This is a genomic window from Kineosporiaceae bacterium, assembly GCA_016713225.1.
Taxonomy (GTDB): domain Bacteria; phylum Actinomycetota; class Actinomycetes; order Actinomycetales; family Kineosporiaceae; genus JADJPO01.
Genome location: JADJPO010000005.1, coordinates 164417 through 181095, shown reverse-complemented (window position 1 = coordinate 181095; position 16679 = coordinate 164417). Strand labels below are relative to the sequence as shown.

At 71.0% G+C, this 16679-nt stretch carries 15 protein-coding genes and 1 pseudogene; 7 read left to right on the top strand and 9 right to left on the bottom strand.

What is annotated here, in order from left to right; translation table 11 throughout:
- Positions 1-27: 27 nt before the first annotated feature.
- A pseudogene (leuA, locus tag IPK24_19690) lies at positions 28-1783 on the bottom strand (2-isopropylmalate synthase).
- A 318-nt stretch (positions 1784-2101) separates the two neighbouring features.
- On the opposite strand from leuA, the gene IPK24_19685 reads away from it, so the two are divergent.
- From IPK24_19685 to IPK24_19675, 3 genes are all read left to right on the top strand, one after another.
- Positions 2102-3451, top strand: a complete 1350-nt coding sequence (locus IPK24_19685) for an MFS transporter (protein ID MBK8077729.1) — start codon at positions 2102-2104, stop codon at positions 3449-3451.
- Positions 3448-4890 (top strand): aspartate aminotransferase family protein, encoded by a 1443-nt coding sequence (locus tag IPK24_19680; GenBank protein ID MBK8077728.1) that lies wholly within the window; start codon positions 3448-3450, stop codon positions 4888-4890. The genes IPK24_19685 and IPK24_19680 overlap by 4 nt, the downstream gene beginning before the upstream one ends.
- 116 nt (positions 4891-5006) lie before the next feature.
- The gene (locus IPK24_19675; protein MBK8077727.1) at positions 5007-5975 is read left to right on the top strand and encodes a hypothetical protein; all 969 of its coding nucleotides are present in this window, start codon (positions 5007-5009) and stop codon (positions 5973-5975) included.
- Positions 5976-6031: 56 nt separating this feature from the next.
- Here IPK24_19675 and era read toward each other — a convergent pair whose 3' ends face one another.
- Genes era through IPK24_19650 form a run of 5 tightly spaced genes read right to left on the bottom strand, consistent with a single transcriptional unit; the run spans position 6032 to position 10148 of the window.
- Positions 6032-6958: a GTPase Era gene (gene era, locus IPK24_19670; GenBank protein MBK8077726.1), complete on the bottom strand. Its 927-nt coding sequence runs from the start codon at positions 6956-6958 to the stop codon at positions 6032-6034.
- Entirely contained in the window at positions 6955-8244 is a 1290-nt protein-coding gene (locus IPK24_19665; protein MBK8077725.1) for an HlyC/CorC family transporter, read from the bottom strand. The genes era and IPK24_19665 overlap by 4 nt, the downstream gene beginning before the upstream one ends.
- Positions 8241-8702, bottom strand: coding sequence for an rRNA maturation RNase YbeY (ybeY, locus tag IPK24_19660; GenBank protein MBK8077724.1), 462 nt, complete (start codon positions 8700-8702; stop codon positions 8241-8243). Before ybeY ends, IPK24_19665 begins: the two co-directional genes overlap by 4 nt.
- 10 nt (positions 8703-8712) lie before the next feature.
- Positions 8713-9783, bottom strand: a complete 1071-nt coding sequence (locus IPK24_19655) for a PhoH family protein (protein MBK8077723.1) — start codon at positions 9781-9783, stop codon at positions 8713-8715.
- 14 nt (positions 9784-9797) lie between these two features.
- Positions 9798-10148, bottom strand: coding sequence for an HIT domain-containing protein (locus tag IPK24_19650; GenBank protein ID MBK8077722.1), 351 nt, complete (start codon positions 10146-10148; stop codon positions 9798-9800).
- On the opposite strand from IPK24_19650, the gene IPK24_19645 reads away from it, so the two are divergent.
- Both IPK24_19645 and IPK24_19640 read left to right on the top strand, forming a co-directional pair.
- Positions 10147-10791 carry a SigE family RNA polymerase sigma factor gene (locus tag IPK24_19645; GenBank protein ID MBK8077721.1) on the top strand — a complete coding sequence of 215 codons (645 nt, stop codon included), beginning with the start codon at positions 10147-10149 and terminating at the stop codon, positions 10789-10791. The two genes, IPK24_19650 and IPK24_19645, sit on opposite strands and share 2 nt — an antisense overlap.
- Positions 10784-11917: a hypothetical protein gene (locus IPK24_19640; protein ID MBK8077720.1), complete on the top strand. Its 1134-nt coding sequence runs from the start codon at positions 10784-10786 to the stop codon at positions 11915-11917. Before IPK24_19645 ends, IPK24_19640 begins: the two co-directional genes overlap by 8 nt.
- Positions 11918-11932: 15 nt before the next feature.
- Here IPK24_19640 and IPK24_19635 read toward each other — a convergent pair whose 3' ends face one another.
- The 3 genes from IPK24_19635 to hrcA form a co-directional block, all read right to left on the bottom strand.
- Positions 11933-12688: a 16S rRNA (uracil(1498)-N(3))-methyltransferase gene (locus IPK24_19635; protein MBK8077719.1), complete on the bottom strand. Its 756-nt coding sequence runs from the start codon at positions 12686-12688 to the stop codon at positions 11933-11935.
- Between the two features lie 11 nt (positions 12689-12699).
- Positions 12700-13821 carry a molecular chaperone DnaJ gene (gene dnaJ, locus IPK24_19630; GenBank protein ID MBK8077718.1) on the bottom strand — a complete coding sequence of 374 codons (1122 nt, stop codon included), beginning with the start codon at positions 13819-13821 and terminating at the stop codon, positions 12700-12702.
- 82 nt (positions 13822-13903) lie between these two features.
- Positions 13904-14923: a heat-inducible transcriptional repressor HrcA gene (hrcA, locus tag IPK24_19625; protein ID MBK8077717.1), complete on the bottom strand. Its 1020-nt coding sequence runs from the start codon at positions 14921-14923 to the stop codon at positions 13904-13906.
- Between the two features lie 198 nt (positions 14924-15121).
- Here hrcA and IPK24_19620 point away from each other — a divergent pair, with 198 nt between their 5' ends.
- Together IPK24_19620 and IPK24_19615 are read left to right on the top strand one after the other, a co-directional pair.
- Positions 15122-15949: a DUF3097 domain-containing protein gene (locus IPK24_19620; protein MBK8077716.1), complete on the top strand. Its 828-nt coding sequence runs from the start codon at positions 15122-15124 to the stop codon at positions 15947-15949.
- Positions 15949-16671: a hypothetical protein gene (locus IPK24_19615; GenBank protein ID MBK8077715.1), complete on the top strand. Its 723-nt coding sequence runs from the start codon at positions 15949-15951 to the stop codon at positions 16669-16671. Before IPK24_19620 ends, IPK24_19615 begins: the two co-directional genes overlap by 1 nt.
- The last annotated feature ends 8 nt before the right edge of the window (positions 16672-16679 follow it).

Below are 16679 nucleotides of genomic sequence, written 5' to 3'. Positions count from 1 at the left end.
CGCGGAGGCCGTGCATCCGGCGCGACGTCAGCCGGCCTGCCGGCCGATCGAGCGGTTCACCGCCGAGACGATCGCCTTCAACGAGGCCCGCACGATGTTCGGGTCGATGCCGACGCCCCACAGCACCCGCTCACCCATGGCGCACTCGACGAAGGCCGCCGCGGTGGCGTCCCCACCGGCGCTCATGGCGTGCTCGGTGTAGTCCAGCACCCGGACGTCGATGTCGAGCCCGGCGATCGCCTGCACGAAGGCACTGATCGGGCCGTTGGCATGGCCCTCCAGGTGCACCAGCTGATCGCCGTCCGGGCGGGTGTGGTCCTCGACGTCCACCGACAGGTGATCGATACCCGCGTCGTCGCTGGTCACCCGCATGCCGCGCACCCGGAACCGACCCCACGGCTCACTGTCCGAGGGCAGGTACTCATCGGCGAAGATCCGCCACATGTCGGCCGGGGCGACCTCGCCACCGGCGTCGTCGGTGTGCTGCTGGATCACCTGGCTGAACTCGATCTGCAGCCGGCGCGGCAGGTCCAGGTTGTACTCGTGCTTCATCAGGTAGGCGACGCCACCCTTGCCGGACTGGCTGTTCACCCGGATCACGGCCTCGTAGCTGCGCCCGACGTCCTTGGGGTCGATCGGCAGGTACGGCACGCCCCAGGTGTGCTGGTCGACGGGCACCCCGGCGGCGTCGGCGTCCCGCTTCAGGGCCTCCAGGCCCTTCTTGATCGCGTCCTGGTGCGAGCCGGAGAAGGCCGTGTAGACCAGGTCGCCGCCGTAGGGGTGGCGCTCGGGCACCTTCAGCTGGTTGACGTACTCGACGGTGCGGCGGATCTCGTCGATGTCGCTGAAGTCGATCATCGGGTCGATGCCCTGGCTGAACAGGTTCAGGCCCAGGGTCACCAGGCAGACGTTGCCGGTGCGCTCGCCGTTGCCGAACAGACAGCCCTCGATCCGGTCGGCGCCGGCCATGAAGCCCAGCTCCGCGGCGGCCACCGCCGTCCCCCGGTCGTTGTGAGGGTGCAGCGACAGGGTGACGTTCTCGCGGTGGGCCAGGTGGCGGTGCATCCACTCGATGGAGTCGGCGTAGACGTTCGGGGTGGCCATCTCGACCGTGGCCGGCAGGTTGATGATCACCTTGCGGTCCGGCGCCGGCTCGAAGATGTTCAGGACCTCGTTACTGACCCGGGCGGCGAACTCCAGCTCGGTGCCGGTGTAGGACTCGGGCGAGTACTCGAAGAACACCCGGGTGCCCTCGGCCTCGGCCTGATCACCCAGCTTCATGCACAGGCGGGCACCCTCGGTGGCGATGTCGACGATGCCGTCCATGTCCATGCCGAAGACGACGCGGCGCTGCAGCACCGAGGTGGAGTTGTACAGGTGGACGATCGCCTGCTTCGCACCCTTGACCGACTCGTAGGTGCGCTCGATCAGGTGGTCACGCGCCTGGGTCAGGACCTGGATGACCACGTCGTCCGGGATCAGGTCGTCCTCGATCAGCTGCCGGACGAAGTCGAAGTCGGTCTGGCTGGCCGAGGGGAAGCCGACCTCGATCTCCTTGTAGCCCATGCGCACCAGCAGCTCGAACATGCGGCGCTTGCGCTCCGGGGCTCATCGGGTCGATCAGGGCCTGGTTGCCGTCGCGCAGGTCGACGGCCGCCCACTGCGGGGCTCGGGTGATCCTCTTCGTCGGCCAGGTGCGGTCGGGCAGCTCCACGGTGATCTGCTCGTGGAACGGCTGGTAGCGGTGAATGGGCATGCCGGACGGTTGCTGGGTGTTGTTCATGGTCTTCGCCTCACGGGTGCGTGATTCGGTCGAATCAGGACGGCGGCCGGCACGCGCGAATCCCCCGCGGCGGTTGGACCGGCCTAGAGGCCCCCGCCGCGGCGACGAAGGAGAAGCCCCGTCACGCGCATCCCACCACGGTACAACACGCCCCCACCAAACCCGCTCATGCTCCGCAGAGACCGACTCATGCTCCCCCAGTGACCCTTGACAACGTTGCCTATCGAGTGTGGAGCAACACCTGCGGAGCATGAGCAGGTTGGTTGGGCGGTTGGTCGGCCGGTTGGTCGGGCGGTTGCATGGCTAGGCTCCGGGCGCATGGCAGCTCCGGACGACGCCGCGCGGCTCGACCGCTCGCGCGACTCCCGACCCGGCTCCGCGTTGCCCCGCGGCGTCCGCAGTGGATACGCCCTCGGCGGGGTGGCCACCGGGGCGTTCGGCACCGTGCCCGGACTGATGCTGCTGCCCTACCTGACCGAACGGCTCGCCGTCCCGGCCGCCCTGGCGGGGGTCATCGTGTTCGCTCCCAAGGCCTGGGATGTCGTCCTCAACCCGATCGCGGGCCGGATCAGCGACCACTCGACCTCCCCGCAGGGGCCACGACGACCGTTCCTGCTGCGGGCCGGGCTCACCCTGGCGGTGGCCTTCGCCCTGCTGTTCGCCGGCCCGGCCTCCCCCCGAGCGCTGGCGACGGGCTGGGTGGCCGTGCTGTTCCTGGCCTGCGCCACCGCGTACGCCTTCTTCCAGGTGCCCTACGTCGCCATGCCCGCCGAGATCACCGACGACGCGGACGAACGCACCCGGCTGATGACCTGGCGGGTCGCCATCCTCTCGGTGGCGATCCTGGTCAGCGGTGGCCTGGCGCCGCTGATCCGCAACCAGGTGGGGCCGGACCACGGCTACACGGTCATGGGGGTGTTCGTCGCGGCGTTGATCGCGGCCGGCGCGCTCGGCGCCTGGTGGGGCACCCGCGCCGCCCCGACCGGCGCCGTCCGCGCCGCCACCGGAAGCCTGCGCAGTCAGCTCGCGCTGGTCGCCGCCGACCGTGACTACCGGGCGCTGCTGGGCACCTTCGTGATCCAGGCACTGGCCGTCGGATCGATGCTGGCCGGGGTCGACTACGTCGCACGACAGGTGCTGCACGATGCGGGCGCGGGCTCGCTGCTGTTCGTGGGCTTCGTGGCCCCCGCGATCCTGTTCACCCCGCTGTGGGAACGCCTCGGGCGTCGGGTCGGCAAACGCCGTGGCTACACCGCCGCTGCTCTGGTGCTCGCCACCGGCGCCCTGGCCCTGGTCTTCGCCCGAGGCCTGTCGATGCCGCTGATCCTGCTCGCCGTGGCCGTGGTCGGCGTGGGGTACGCCGGCGCTCAGCTCTTCCCGCTGTCGATGTTGCCGGACGTCGCGGCTGCCGACGCAGCGCGCACCGGGCAGAACCGGGTCGGGGTGTTCACCGGGGTCTGGACGGCGGGTGAGACCCTCGGCATGGCCCTCGGCCCGGGCCTGTACGGCGGGTTGCTCGCTCTCGGGGGATACGTCTCCTCCACCGACGCCACCGCGGCCCAGCCCGGTTCGGCGATCACGGCGATCGTGGTGGGATTCTCCGCGCTGCCGGCGGCGCTGGTGCTGGCTTCGCTGCTGGTGTTGCGACGCTACCGTCTCGAGTCATGACCACCGCCGATGACCTCAGCCGGGTCGAGTCGATCCGAGCTCGGCTGGACGCACTGCGCGCCCACGACCTGCCCACCCAGGGCGGCCACACCCTGGCCTACGTCTACGACGCGGGCCGTCCGGACGTCGATGCCCTGGCGCGTGAGGCACTCGCCGCCTTCGGTGGCACCAACGGCCTCGACCCCACGGCCTTCCCGTCGCTGGCGGTGATGGAGCGCGAGCTCGTCGCCTTCGTCGGTGAATTGCTGGACGCGCCAACGGGTTTCGCCGGAACCGTGACCTCAGGGGGCACCGAGTCGTGCCTGCTCGCGGTGCTCGCGGCGCGGGAGGCCTGGGCACAGGGACGCGCGCCGGGCGCGCGACCTCGGATCGTGGCGCCGACCACGGTGCACGCCGCCTTCCACAAGGCGGCGCACCTGTTCGGGCTCGATCTGGTGCTGGTGGACGTCGACCCGCGCACGTTCCGGGCCGACCCGGCTGCCCTGGTGGCCGCGATCACCGAGGACACCGCGCTGGTCGTGGTGAGCGCGCCGTCCTATGCCCATGGCGTCATCGACCCGGTGAGCGAGGTGGCGGCCGCGGCGGCAGCCCGCGGCGTGCGATGCCACGTCGATGCCTGCATCGGGGGCTTGGTGCTGCCATTCCTCGACGACCCGCGCCCTCCGGCCTGGGACTTCACGGTGCCCGGGGTGACCAGCATCTCGGCCGACCTGCACAAGTACGGCTACACCCCCAAGGGCGCCTCGGTGCTGATCCACCGCTCGATGGCGTTGCGGCACAACCAGTTCTGGGCCACCGCGGGCTGGCCGGGCTACGGCGTGGTGAACTCCACGCTGCAGTCGACCAAGTCGGGCGGCCCGCTCGCGGCGGCCTGGGCCGTCGTCCAGCTGCTCGGCCGAGACGGCTATGCCGAGCTGGCCGCCGCCGCTCGGGGTGCGGCGCTGCGCATCGCCGAGGCGGTGGGTGACATCGACGGAGTGCGGCTGCTCGCCGTCCCCGACTCGACCCTGGTGACCCTGGCCGCTGACGGCAGCTGCGACGTCTACACCATCGCCGATGACCTGTTGGCGAGGGGCTGGTACGCCCAGCCCCAGCTGCCGTTCGGTGACGGGGCCGCCTCGCTGCACCTGAGCCTGAGCGCGGCCACGGCCGCAGGAGTCGAGGAGTTCATCCACGCCCTGCGTGAGGCGGTGGGGGCAGCCGTCACCGCCGGGCCGGTGCAGGTCGACGCCGGGCTGGCCCACCTGCTGGGCTCGCTCGACCCCACGACCCTGGACGACGCAGCCCTCGCCGGGCTGCTGGCCGCTGCCGGGTTGGCCGACAGCGACGGCGGAGGCGTGACCCTGCCGTCACGGATGGCCCCGGTCAACGCCCTACTCGCCGCCTGCCCCGTCCCGCTGCGTGAGGCACTGCTCGTCGCCGTCGTCGAGCGGCTCTGATCGCCCGGGTGCCGAACGCGGGACATAGCCCTCGTTCGGCACCCCTGGGACCCGTTGTCCACAGGCGCTGAGGCATCAGCAGCGGCGACGGCCCGAACAGGTCAAGGTGGGTGGCCATGAATCCACCGGACTGTGACCTGACAGCGTCGGCGCAGCGGCACGGGAAGCCACGACGGGCGATCCGTGCCGGCATCGCCGGCGAGTTGGCAGCGGCCCATGACGGCGTGGTGCATCGGGCCGACCTACGCCGACTGGGCGTGACCCGCGAGGACGTGCGCACCGAGATCGAGGCCGGACGATGGCATCGGGCCGGACGTCACACCGTGGTGGTCGACGGCATCGTCCCCACAGGACGAGCGTGCCTGTGGTGGGCCGTCTGGGAGAGCGGTTCCGGTGCCGCACTCGACGGGGTGAGCGCCCTGATCGCCGCCGGGTTGCGGGGTTTCGAGACGGATCACATCGACGTCGCGCTGCCTCGCACCAGCCGCCGACACCGGCTGCCAGGGGTGGTGATGCATCGCCAGGTCGAACCCGACCCGGTGATCAACGCCGGCATCCCGCGCGTCCGGCCCGAGCACGCAGTGCTCCACGCAGCCCAGTGGGCGGCAACCGACCGGACCGCGATGCTCGTTCTCTGTCTGGCGATCCAGCAACGGTTGGTGCCACCGACCAGGGTGCTCAGTGCCTGGTCCCAGACGAGCCGCAGCCCTCGGCGGGCACTACTGGACGCCACGATCAGGGACGTCTGCGACGGCGCTCAGTCGTTGGGCGAGTTGGACTTCACGCGCCTGTGCCGCCGATACGGCCTCCCGCCGCCGAGCCGTCAGGTGGTGCGAGCCCTTCCCTCCGGCCGCGTCTATCTCGACGTCGCGTGGGAGCATCCGTCCGGACGCACCCTGGTGGTCGAGATCGACGGTGGTCATCACGCAGTGGCCCTCAACCCCGTGGATGACGCGTGGCGCCAGAACGAGATCACCCTCGGCGACGCTCGGGTCCTGCGGATCCCGGTGCTCGGTCTACGACTGACCCCGGAGCGCTTCATGCAGCAGGTGGCCCGAGCGCACCGCCAACTGATGACCGCCTGAGGGTGCCGAACGCGGGACATAGCCCTCGTTCGGCACCCCGTAGGCGGTCGCGTGGCTCAGAAGCCGAGCTTGCGCAGTTGGCTCGGGTCGCGTTGCCAGTCCTTGGCCACCTTCACGCGCAACTCCAGGTGCACCCGCTGGCCGAGCAGCGCCTCGATGCCGCTGCGGGCCTGGATGCCGATCTCGCGCAGCCGTGACCCGCCCCGGCCGATGATGATGCCCTTCTGGCTGTCCCGCTCGACATAGACGAACGCCCGGACGTCGAGCAGCGGGTCGTCCTCCGAGCGGCCGGGACGCTGCTCCAGGTCCTCGACGACGACAGCCAGACTGTGCGGCAACTCGTCCCGCACCCCCTCGAGCGCCGCCTCACGCACCAGCTCGGCGATCATGATGCGCTCGGGTTCATCGGTCAGCTCGCCGTCCGGGTAGAGCGGTGGCCCGGCGGGGAGGTGGCCGAACAGCACCTCGGTGAGTTCGTCGACCTGGTACCCCTCGACCGCCGAGACCGGCACCACGTCGTCCGCCTCCAGCAGCTGCGACGCCGCGATCAGCTGCGGCGGCAACGCTGCCTTGGCGACCCGGTCGGTCTTGGTGACGATCACCACCACCGGCGGACGGCGCCGCCGCCCGGCCCCGGCGACCCGGTGCAGTTCGGCGAGCTCGGCGGCGATGAAGCGGTCCCCCGCCCCGACCGGTTCATCGGCCGGGATGCACAGGCCGATCACGTCGACCTCGAGCAGCGTCGCCCGCACCAGGTCGTTCAGCCGCTCCCCCAGCAGGGTGCGCGGCTTGTGCACGCCCGGGGTGTCGACCAGCACCAGTTGCCCGTCGGGCCGGTGCACGATGCCGCGGATGGTGTGCCGTGTGGTCTGGGGGCGGCTCGAGGTGATCGCCACCTTCTCACCGACCAGGGCGTTGGTCAGGGTGGACTTGCCCGCGTTGGGTCGTCCCACCAGACAGGCGAATCCACTGCGGTAGCTCACACGGTCTCCTCGGCGGCTCGGTGCACTCGTTCGACGATCACGGTCGCCAGCCGGCGGCGGCGTCCCTCGAACCGGTCCGCGGTCAACCGCACACCACCGACCACGGTGCTGGCGTCGGCGATCGGCACCTGCCCCAGGCCCTTGGCGAGCAGACCCCCGACGGTGTCGACGTCGTCGTCCTCGAGCTCGAGGTCGAACAGCTCGCCCATGTCCTCGATGTTCATCCGCGCGGTGACCCGGATCCTGCCGTCCCCGAGATCCTCGACGTCCTTCTCGTCTGCATCGTGCTCGTCGGAGATGTCGCCGACGATCTCCTCGACCAGATCCTCCAGGGTGACCAGTCCGGCGGTACCGCCGTACTCGTCGACCACCACCGCGACGTGCGGCACATCCTGGGTCTGCATCGCGCGCAGCAGGTCGTCGGCGGGCTTGCTGTCGGGCACGAAGTAGGCCGGGCGCATCAGGGCGGCCACGGTGAGCTGGTGGCCCGAGGAGGGCTCGAGGTGCAGCCGCCCGGCGACGTCCTTGAAGTAGAGCATGCCGCGCACGTCGTCCGGGTCCTCACCGATCACCGGCACGCGCGAGTAGCCCGATCCCAGGAACAGGCCCATGGCGTCGTGCAACGTGAGGGTCATCGAGGTGGACACCAGGTCGGTGCGCGGAACCATGACCTCACGGGTCATCGTGTCACCGAGCTCGAACACCGATTGGATCATCTGGCGTTCGTCCGCCTCGATGAGCTGGCGTTCGGAGGCCATGTCGACCAGCTCGCGCAGCTCGGCCTCCGAGGCGAACGGGCCGTCGCGGTAGCCCTTGCCCGGGGTGATCGCGTTGCCGATCAGCACCAGCAACCGGGCGAAGGGGCCGAGCACGCGGGTCAGGGCGAGCAGCACCGGGGCCGCCACCAGCCCCACCGCGTCGGCGTGCTGGCGGCCGTAGGTGCGTGGCCCGACCCCGACGACCACGAAGACAGCCGCCGAACAGAGCGCCACCGAGGCCAGGGCACCATGCCACCACACCGGCATGGCCCGGAGGTAGAGCACAGTCACGATCACGGTGAAGCCGAGGTCACAGAACACGCGCACGAAGTTGGCCACCAGCATCGGGGGGGCCGGGTCGGCCACGATCCGTTGCAGCGCGACGGCCCCGCGGCGCCCCGCCTCGACCAGCTCTTCGGCCCGCCCGCGCGACACTCTCGTGCACGCCGCCTCGATGGCAGCCAGCACCCCGGCCACCGTCAACAACAGCAGAGCCGTCACCACCAGCTGCCCGACAGGCAGGTTCACGCCCGCCCCCGGGTGGCGAGGTAGCTGAGCAGCAACGTGCGCTGCAGGGCGAACATCTCGGCCTCCTCGGCCGGCTCCGCGTGGTCGTAGCCGAGCAGGTGCAGGATGCCGTGGGTCGTCAACAGCAACAGTTCCTCGGACGTCGAGTGGCCGGCGGTGGTGGCTTGCCCGGCGGCGACCTGGGGGCAGAGCACGATGTCACCGAGCAGACCCGGTACGGGTTCCTCGCCGTCTCGCCCGGGGCGCAGCTCGTCCATCGGGAACGACAGCACGTCGGTCGGGCCGGGCTCGTCCATCCACTGCTGGTGCAGCGCGCTGATCGCCGCCTCGTCGACCAGGATCACCGACAGCTCGGCTTGCGGGTGCACCTTCAGCTCGCCGAGCACGAACCGGGCCAGCGCCACGATCTCGGCCTCGTCGGCGGGCACGCCGCTCTCGTTGTTGATCTCGATGCTCACCTGGAGCGACTCACCGCCGGTTGCGTCGGGACGACGCCTCGCGCCGAGCCGTGACGGCAGGGGCCAGGCGGGCCTCGTCCCAGCGACCGTAGGCGTCGACGATCTCGCTGACCAGTCGGTGCCGGACGACGTCGGCGCTGGTCAGCAGGTGGAAGCGGACGTCGTCGATGCCGTCCAGGATCTCTTGGACGACGCGCAGCCCCGAGGTGGTGCCACTGGGCAGATCGACCTGGGTGACGTCGCCGGTGACGACCATCTTCGAGCCGAACCCGAGCCGGGTCAGGAACATCTTCATCTGCTCGGCCGAGGTGTTCTGCGCCTCGTCGAGGATGATGAAGGCATCATTCAAGGTCCTACCCCTCATATAGGCCAAGGGGGCTACCTCGATGGTGCCGGCCGCCATCAACCGCGGGATCGACTCCGGGTCGACCATGTCGTGCAGGGCGTCGTAGAGCGGGCGCAGATAGGGGTCGATCTTCTCGGTCAGCGTGCCGGGCAGGAACCCCAGCCGCTCCCCCGCCTCCACCGCCGGACGGGTCAGGATGATGCGGGTGACCTGTTTGGACTGCAGCGCCTGCACCGCCTTGGCCATCGCGAGGTAGGTCTTGCCGGTACCCGCCGGGCCGATGCCGAACACCACGGTGTGCTCGTCGATGGCGTCGACATAGCGCTTCTGGTTGAGCGTCTTCGGCCGGATCGTGCGCCCCCGGTTCGACAGCACGTTCACGGTGAGCACGTCCGCCGGACGTTCCTTGGTCTGCTGGCGCAGCATCGACAACGAGCGCTCGACGGCGTCCAGGGTCAGCGGCTGGCCCGCCGAGACCACGGCGATCAGCTCATCGAGCAGCCGCTCGGCCAGTGCGATGTCGGCCGGCCGGCCGGTCAGGGTGATCTCGTTGCCCCGGGCCAGGATGTCGGTGCGCGGGAAGGCCCGCTCGATACCCCGCAGGATCTCGTCGCGGGTGCCCAGCAGCGCCACCATCGGCACCTGCGGCGGGACGACGATGCGATGGACCGCACTCGTGCCGGTCGGCTCCGGGGGCTCGGTCCTGGGCGCATCTGTCACGGGTTCATCTGTCATGGGCTGCGACCATGCTAGCCCGGTGGCCAGGTGAAGTCCCGGCCGGCCAACACGTGGCCGTGCACGTGGAACACGCTCTGACCCACCTCGGCGCCGGTGTTGAACACCAGCCGGTAGGCGCCGGTGTGACCTTCCCGGTGCGAGATCTGGTCGGCCACCGCCACCAGCTCGAGCAGCGCCTCGGGCTCGCTCGCCCCCAGGGCGGTGACGTTGACATGGTGCTCGCGAGGGATGATCAGCACATGCGTGGGTGCCTTGGGGGCGACGTCCCGGAAGGCGATCACGCGCTCACCCTCGTGCACGATCGCGGCGGGGATGTCGCCGTCCACGATCCGGCAGAACAGACACTCACTGCGCTCGGCCATGGGGCGCAGCGTAATCCACCCGAGATGGCCGATCATCTACTGTCAACCCGACAACCATCCGGTGCGTCTTCATCCCGTGACGACGCTGACGGTTCTGGAGGGCTGGGTGCCCGGCCGCGCAGGTGAGACCACCGGGGCCGCGATCCCCGCCGCCGCCGACGAGGCCATCGCGGTGCTCTACGCCGCGCACTGGAACGGGCTGGTGCGACTGGCCACCCTGCTCACCCGGGATGCCTCGGTGGCCGAGGAGATCGTGCAGGACGCCTTCGTCGCGCTGCACGCACGCTGGGGTCGCCTCAGCGACCGCCGCGCCGCACATGCCTACCTGCGCACCAGCGTGGTCAACCGCTCTCGCTCGGCGCTGCGCCACCGAGGGGTGACCGAACGGCACCGCCCTGCCGGTGCGCCCGAGCCGGCCGGACCCGAGGAGCTCGCCGTACGCGCCACCGAGGACGCCCAGGTGATGGCCGCGTTGCGCACCTTGTCCCGACGCCAGCAGGAGGTGTTGGTGCTGCGGTACTACTCGGACCTGTCCGAGGCAGACATCGCCACCACCCTGGGCATGAGCCGGGGCGCGGTGAAGAGTCACGCCCACCGAGGCCTGGCCGCCCTGCGTGCCGCACTGGAGGCAGACCGTGGATGAGCGCCCCGAGGACCGGGCCGAGATCGACCTCGGCCTGAACTCGTCCGAGACCGATCTCGAGCTGTTGCTGCGCCGCGCGCTGGCCCGTGAAGCCGCGGAGGTGACACCCGGTGACCGGTTGGAATCCATCCGCACCCGGTCACGGATGCCGTCGAGCACCCCGGTCATCCCCCTGATGAGGACACCGCGACGGCTCGATGCGCTGCGCCGACCCCCACTGTCGCCGCGGCTCTGGGTGCCGGCGCTGGCCGCGGCGGCGGTGCTCGCCCTGGTCCTGGTCGCCCCGTCGTGGACCTCATGGACCCACGAGGGTCCGGTCCCTGTGGCCCAGCAGCAGTCCGCGGACACTCCACGGGTGCCGCCACTGCCGGTCTACTTCGTCGCCCAACAGGACGGCCAGCGGGCTCTGGTGCGCGAGTTCGTCCCCACCACACTCACCGATCCGTCAGCTCGCCTGGACGCCGCGCTGCGGCTGGCCGTGGCCGGACGGGCCGCCGACCGTGACTACACGAGCGTCTGGCGATCCCAGCACCTGTCCGACCTGGTCGCTGCCGAGCTGACCGGCAGCGTCTCGGCGACCCGAACCTCGCAGCAGATCACCATTCGGCTCGACCCGTCGCTGGTACGACCTGCCGTGTCCGAGACGTGGGCTCGGCTGGCCGCGCAGCAATTGATCTGGACGGCGACCGCCACGGCACAACAGGTGGTGCCGGTGCGGCTGGTCAGCCCCGCCGGCCCGGTCCGACTGTTCGGCGCACTCGCGATCGACAGGCCCCTGGAGCGCACCCTGGCCGACGGTGATCCACGGGCCAAGGTGTGGATCAACTCCATCATCGACGGGCAGACATTGAGCACCGGCACGGCGACGATCACCGGCGACGCCGCCACCGAGGTGTTCCCGGTGCGGTGGACGCTGCGCCGCCTCCCCGGTACCGAGCAGACCGATCCCGCCGTCGTGGACACCGAGGCGGACTTCGGGACGCCGGTGCCCAACCCGACCGGCCAGGCCGCCGACTCACCGCGTCAGGCCTGGCAGATCACCCTGCCACTGCCCACCCCGGGCACCTATCTCCTGGATGTCACCGTCGAGGGCTGGAGCGAGACCAAGACGTTGCTCGTGCGGTGAGGCTCGCTCCGGCGGTCAGCCCCAGCGACCCAGCCGGGTGTTGAGCACTGCGAGCGCGGCCGGACCGGCCGAGGACGACCGCAAGACCTCGTCCCCGAGCCGGACGGCGCGCGCTCCGGCCTCGGTCAGCGCCTGCACCTCGGCAGGCTCGATGCCGCCCTCCGGACCGACCATCACCCACAGCTCGCCGTCTGCCACCAGGTCGGTGACCGCCAGGGGTGAGTGGGCCTCCTCGTGCAGCAGCAGCCCGGTCGGGCCGCCCGAGAGGGCCGCCGCCAGCTCGGCGGTGGTGACCAGCGGCCGTACCTCGGGCAGCCACGCTCGCCGGGACTGCTTGGCCGCGGCACGCACCGTGCTGCCCCACTTGCCGTGTGCACGCCGACCGCGATCACCGGTCCAGACCACGACGCTGCGCGCTGCCTGCCACGGGATCACCGCGTCCACGCCCAACTCGGTGGCGATCTCGATCGCCAGCTCGTCGCGCCCACCCTTGGCCAGGGCCTGCACCAGCACCAGGCGGGGTTGGTGCCCGAGCCGGTGCTCGACCGCGTCGATCACCAGGTCGAGCCGACCCGCCCCGACGGACTGCACCACGCAGTGGGCCACCCGACCGGCACCATCGGCGACGTCGAGGCGCTCCCCCACCCGGGTGCGACGCACCGTGGCCGCATGACGCCCCTCGTCGCCGTCCAACACCAACGGGTCGCCCGCGGTGAGCCGGGCGAACTGCGGTGCGCCGGCGCCGTCCAGCAGGTAGAGCGGTGCGGTCACGGTGGCGGCGGTCAGCGGCCGGCGAAGCGGTCGCGCAGCTTGGAGAAGACCCCCTGCGGGACGGCGGCCATCCGCGCGACGGGTCGCTCCTCGCCGCGGCGGGTGGCCAGTTCGCGCAGCAGGCGCTCCTGTTCCTCGTCCAGCCGAGTGGGCGTGATCACCGTGAGGTGGACGATCAGGTCGCCCCGCCCGGCACCCCGCAGGTGGGTCACTCCCAGGCCACGCAGCGTCGTCACCTCGCCGGACTGGGTGCCCGGCTTGACATCGATGCTCTGCGAGCCGTCGAAGCTGTCGATCTCGATCGTGGTGCCCAGGGCCGCCGCGGTCATCGGGAGCTCGACGGTGCAGTGGAGGTCGTCGCCGCGCCGGCTGAAGGTCGGGTGCGGCCGTTCGATCACCTCGACGTACAGGTCACCCTGCGGCCCACCGCCCGGGCCGACCTCACCCTGCCCGGTGTGCTGGATGCGGGTGCCGGTGTCGACGCCGGCGGGAATCTTGATCTTGAGTGAGCGGCGGCTGCGGACCCGGCCCTCGCCGGAGCACTCCAGACACGGCGAGGCGATCACGGTGCCGTAGCCGTGACAGGCAGCGCAGGCCTGCTGGGTCATCACCTGGCCCAGGAACGACCGGGCGATGCGTTGGATCTGGCCGCGGCCCTTGCACATCGCACAGGTGGTGGGCTGCGTGCCCGGCTGGCAGCACGTGCCCTCGCAGGAGTGGCAGACCACCGCGGTCTCGACCTGCAGTTCACGCTCGCCGCCGAAGACCGCGTCCGCCAGGTCGATCTCGACCCGCACCAGGGCGTCCTGACCCCGGCGCTGACGCGGCACCGGCCCGCGGGCACCTCCACCGGCGGCCGCGCCGAAGAACGTCTCGAAGATGTCGCTGAACCCGAACCCGGGGCCGAACCCGCCGCCACTGCCCTCGGGGTGCCCCCCGACGTCGTACAACTGTCGCTTCTCGGGGTTGGACAACACCTCGTGGGCGCGCGTGACCTCCTTGAACTGCTCCTCGGCCTCCGGCCCGGAGTTGACGTCCGGGTGCAGTTGCCGGGCCAGCTTGCGGTAGGCCTTCTTGATCTCCTCGGGCGTTGCATCCCGTGAGACACCGAGAACCTCGTAGTAGTCGCTCACCGAACTCCGTTACGTCAGTGGTTGTCCGGCCGGGGCCAGGCCGGGTTCGTGCGGCGGGGCATGCCCCAGGTCAGGAACCGTGTCATTGCGCCAGGATCCGCGACACGTAGCGCGCCACGGCACGCACGGCCGCAATGGTGGTCGGGTAGTCCATCCGGGTCGGGCCGAGCACGCCGAGGCGGGCCACCACCTCACCGCGTGAACCGTAGCCGCTGGCCACCACGGCCGTTTCGGCCAGCCCCTCGTAAGCCGTCTCGCGCCCGATCCGCACCCCGACGTCCCCGGTCTCGTCGGCCATCTCGGTGAGCAGGCGCAGCAACACCACCTGCTCGTCGAGCGCCTCCAGCACGGGCGAGATGCTGCGACCGAAGTCCGGACCGGATCGCGCCAGGTTGGCCGTGCCGGCCAGCACGATGCGTTCCTCCCGCTCGACGGCCAGGGAGTCCTCGAGCGCCTCCAGCACGGTGCGCACCAGGGGGGCATCGGCCGGCGGGAAGGTCTCGGGCAGGGCCGCCACGGCTCCGGCCACGGCGGGCAGCCCTCGACCGACGGCCGCCGCGTTGAGCTTGGCGCGCAGCTCGCCGAGCAGCAGGTCGGTGGGGTCGAAGGCGACCTCGACCACCCGCTGCTCCACCCGGCCGGTGTCGGTGATCAGCACCAACAACAACCGATGACCGCCCAGCGGCACCAGCTCGATGTGACGCACCGTCGAGCGGCTCAGCGAGGGGTACTGGACGACGGCGACCTGGCGGGTGAGCTGAGCCAGCAGGCGCACCGTCCGGTCGACCACGTCGTCCAGGTCGATCGCGCCGTCCAGCAGGGTCTGGATCGCCCGGCGCTCGGCCGGCGACAGCGGCTTGATGCCGTGCAGCCGGTCGACGAACAGCCGGTATCCCTTGTCGGTGGGCACCCGCCCGGCACTGGTGTGCGGCTGGGCGATGAAGCCCTCCTCCTCCAGCGCGGCCATGTCGTTGCGGATGGTCGCCGGGGAGACCCCCAGGTTGTGCCGCTCGACCAGCGCCTTGGAGCCGACCGGTTCGCGGGTGTGCACGTAGTCCTCGACGATGGCGCGCAGCACGGCGATACGCCGATCCTCGCTCACACGCACCTCCCGCGGGTCGTGGCACTCGTGAAAGTCCTGGCACTCGTGAAGTCTTGGCACTCGTGAAGTCTTGGCACTCGTGAAAGCCGAGTGCCAGTCTACGGTGACGAACCCGGTCGCGCCCGGTTCCCCCCCGTCCACCCGGACCAGGGGTGTCGATGCCTCGCCGGCCGGTGTGCTCCTGCGAGGCTGGTCGTCATGGTGATTCGGGGTGTTCACACGGTCGATGCTGCTCCGGGCCTGGTCGTCGAGGACGTCGAGACCGGCTGGTGCGGAGCGGTGATCCGTACCGAGAAGAGCGGCGGAATCCACCTGGTGGTGCTCGAGGACCGCGCCGGCCGCACCCGATCGTTCCCGCTCGGACCGGGATTCTGGATCGACGGCGAGCCGGTCGAGCTGGTGGCCCCGGTGGCGCCCGAGGTCGCCGCGGCGCGCGCCCAGCAGGCACGGACGACGAGCGGTTCACGTGCTGTCCACGGGCTGCGTGCCCGGACGGCGCGGTCCTCGCGGATCCTGGTCGAGGGCCGTCACGACGCCGAGTTGGTGGAGAAGGTCTGGGGTGACGATCTGCGCGTCGAGGGCGTGGTGGTCGAGATGCTGGACGGCGTCGACGACCTGGCCGCCGCGGTGCGCGACCTGGCCCCGGGGCCGGGACGACGGCTCGGCATCCTGGTCGACCACCTGGTCGCCGGGTCCAAGGAATGGCACGAGGCGAGCGCCGTGGCGCGGCTCGGCCCACTCAGTGCTCATGTGCTGGTGGTCGGCCACCCGTACATCGACATCTGGCAGGCCGTGCGGCCGTCCCGCCTGGGGCTGACCGCCTGGCCGGTGATCCCGCGCGGGGTGTCGTGGAAGCACGGCGTGCTGGAGGCGCTGGGCTGGCCGCACGCCGAGCAGCGGGACGTCGCGCTGGGCTGGAAGCGGATCCTGGGCACGGTGTCGACCTACACCGACCTCGAGCCCGAACTGCTCGGCCGGGTGGAGCAGCTGATCGACTTCGTCACCGCCGATGCCGGAGACCGCTGATGGCCGCAGGCAGTGGGAGGCACCCCCGCGAGGCCTCGAGGGTGATCTCGCGGTTGCTGATCGTGCTGGCGATCGCCGGGATCGGCGGAGCGATCGCCGGGTTCATCTGGTTGTTCGTGGGCATCTCGGCGGCCCTGGACGGACCCAGCCTGAGGACCCCGGGCGAGCGGGACGTCGACCTGGCCGGCGGTGGGTACACGATCTACGAGCGCTACACCGGCCCGGTCACCTACGACCGGGACGGCCACGTCACCGGCCCGTACCACCAGCCCGGGGCCATCGTCGCCGAGGACGTCACGCTCACCGGCCCGGACGGCGCGAGCGTTCCGGTCACCGACACGGGGATGGGCTCCTCCAGCATCAGCACCGGAAACCGGGTCTGGGTCGAGGCCGCCCGGTTCGAGGTGGCCACCACCGGACGCCACCACCTGACGATCTCGAACCCGCAGCGTTCGGAAGTCGTGATCGCCGAGAACCCGGCGATCTCGATCGGCTGGATGATCGTGGGGATCATCGTCTCGATGTTCCTCGGGATCGGCGCGCTGATCCTGCGGTTCCTGGTACTGGCTTCGTGGCTGGCGCGCACGGCGCGGACGTCGCGTCCCACCCGGGGACCGTGGGCGAAACCGGCACCTGGGCCTCCCCCGGAACCCGTTCCGCCGCCGGGCGATGACCTGCTCGCCGAGCCACCCCAACGACCGCCATCGGCCACCGACGCCTGACCTGGTCA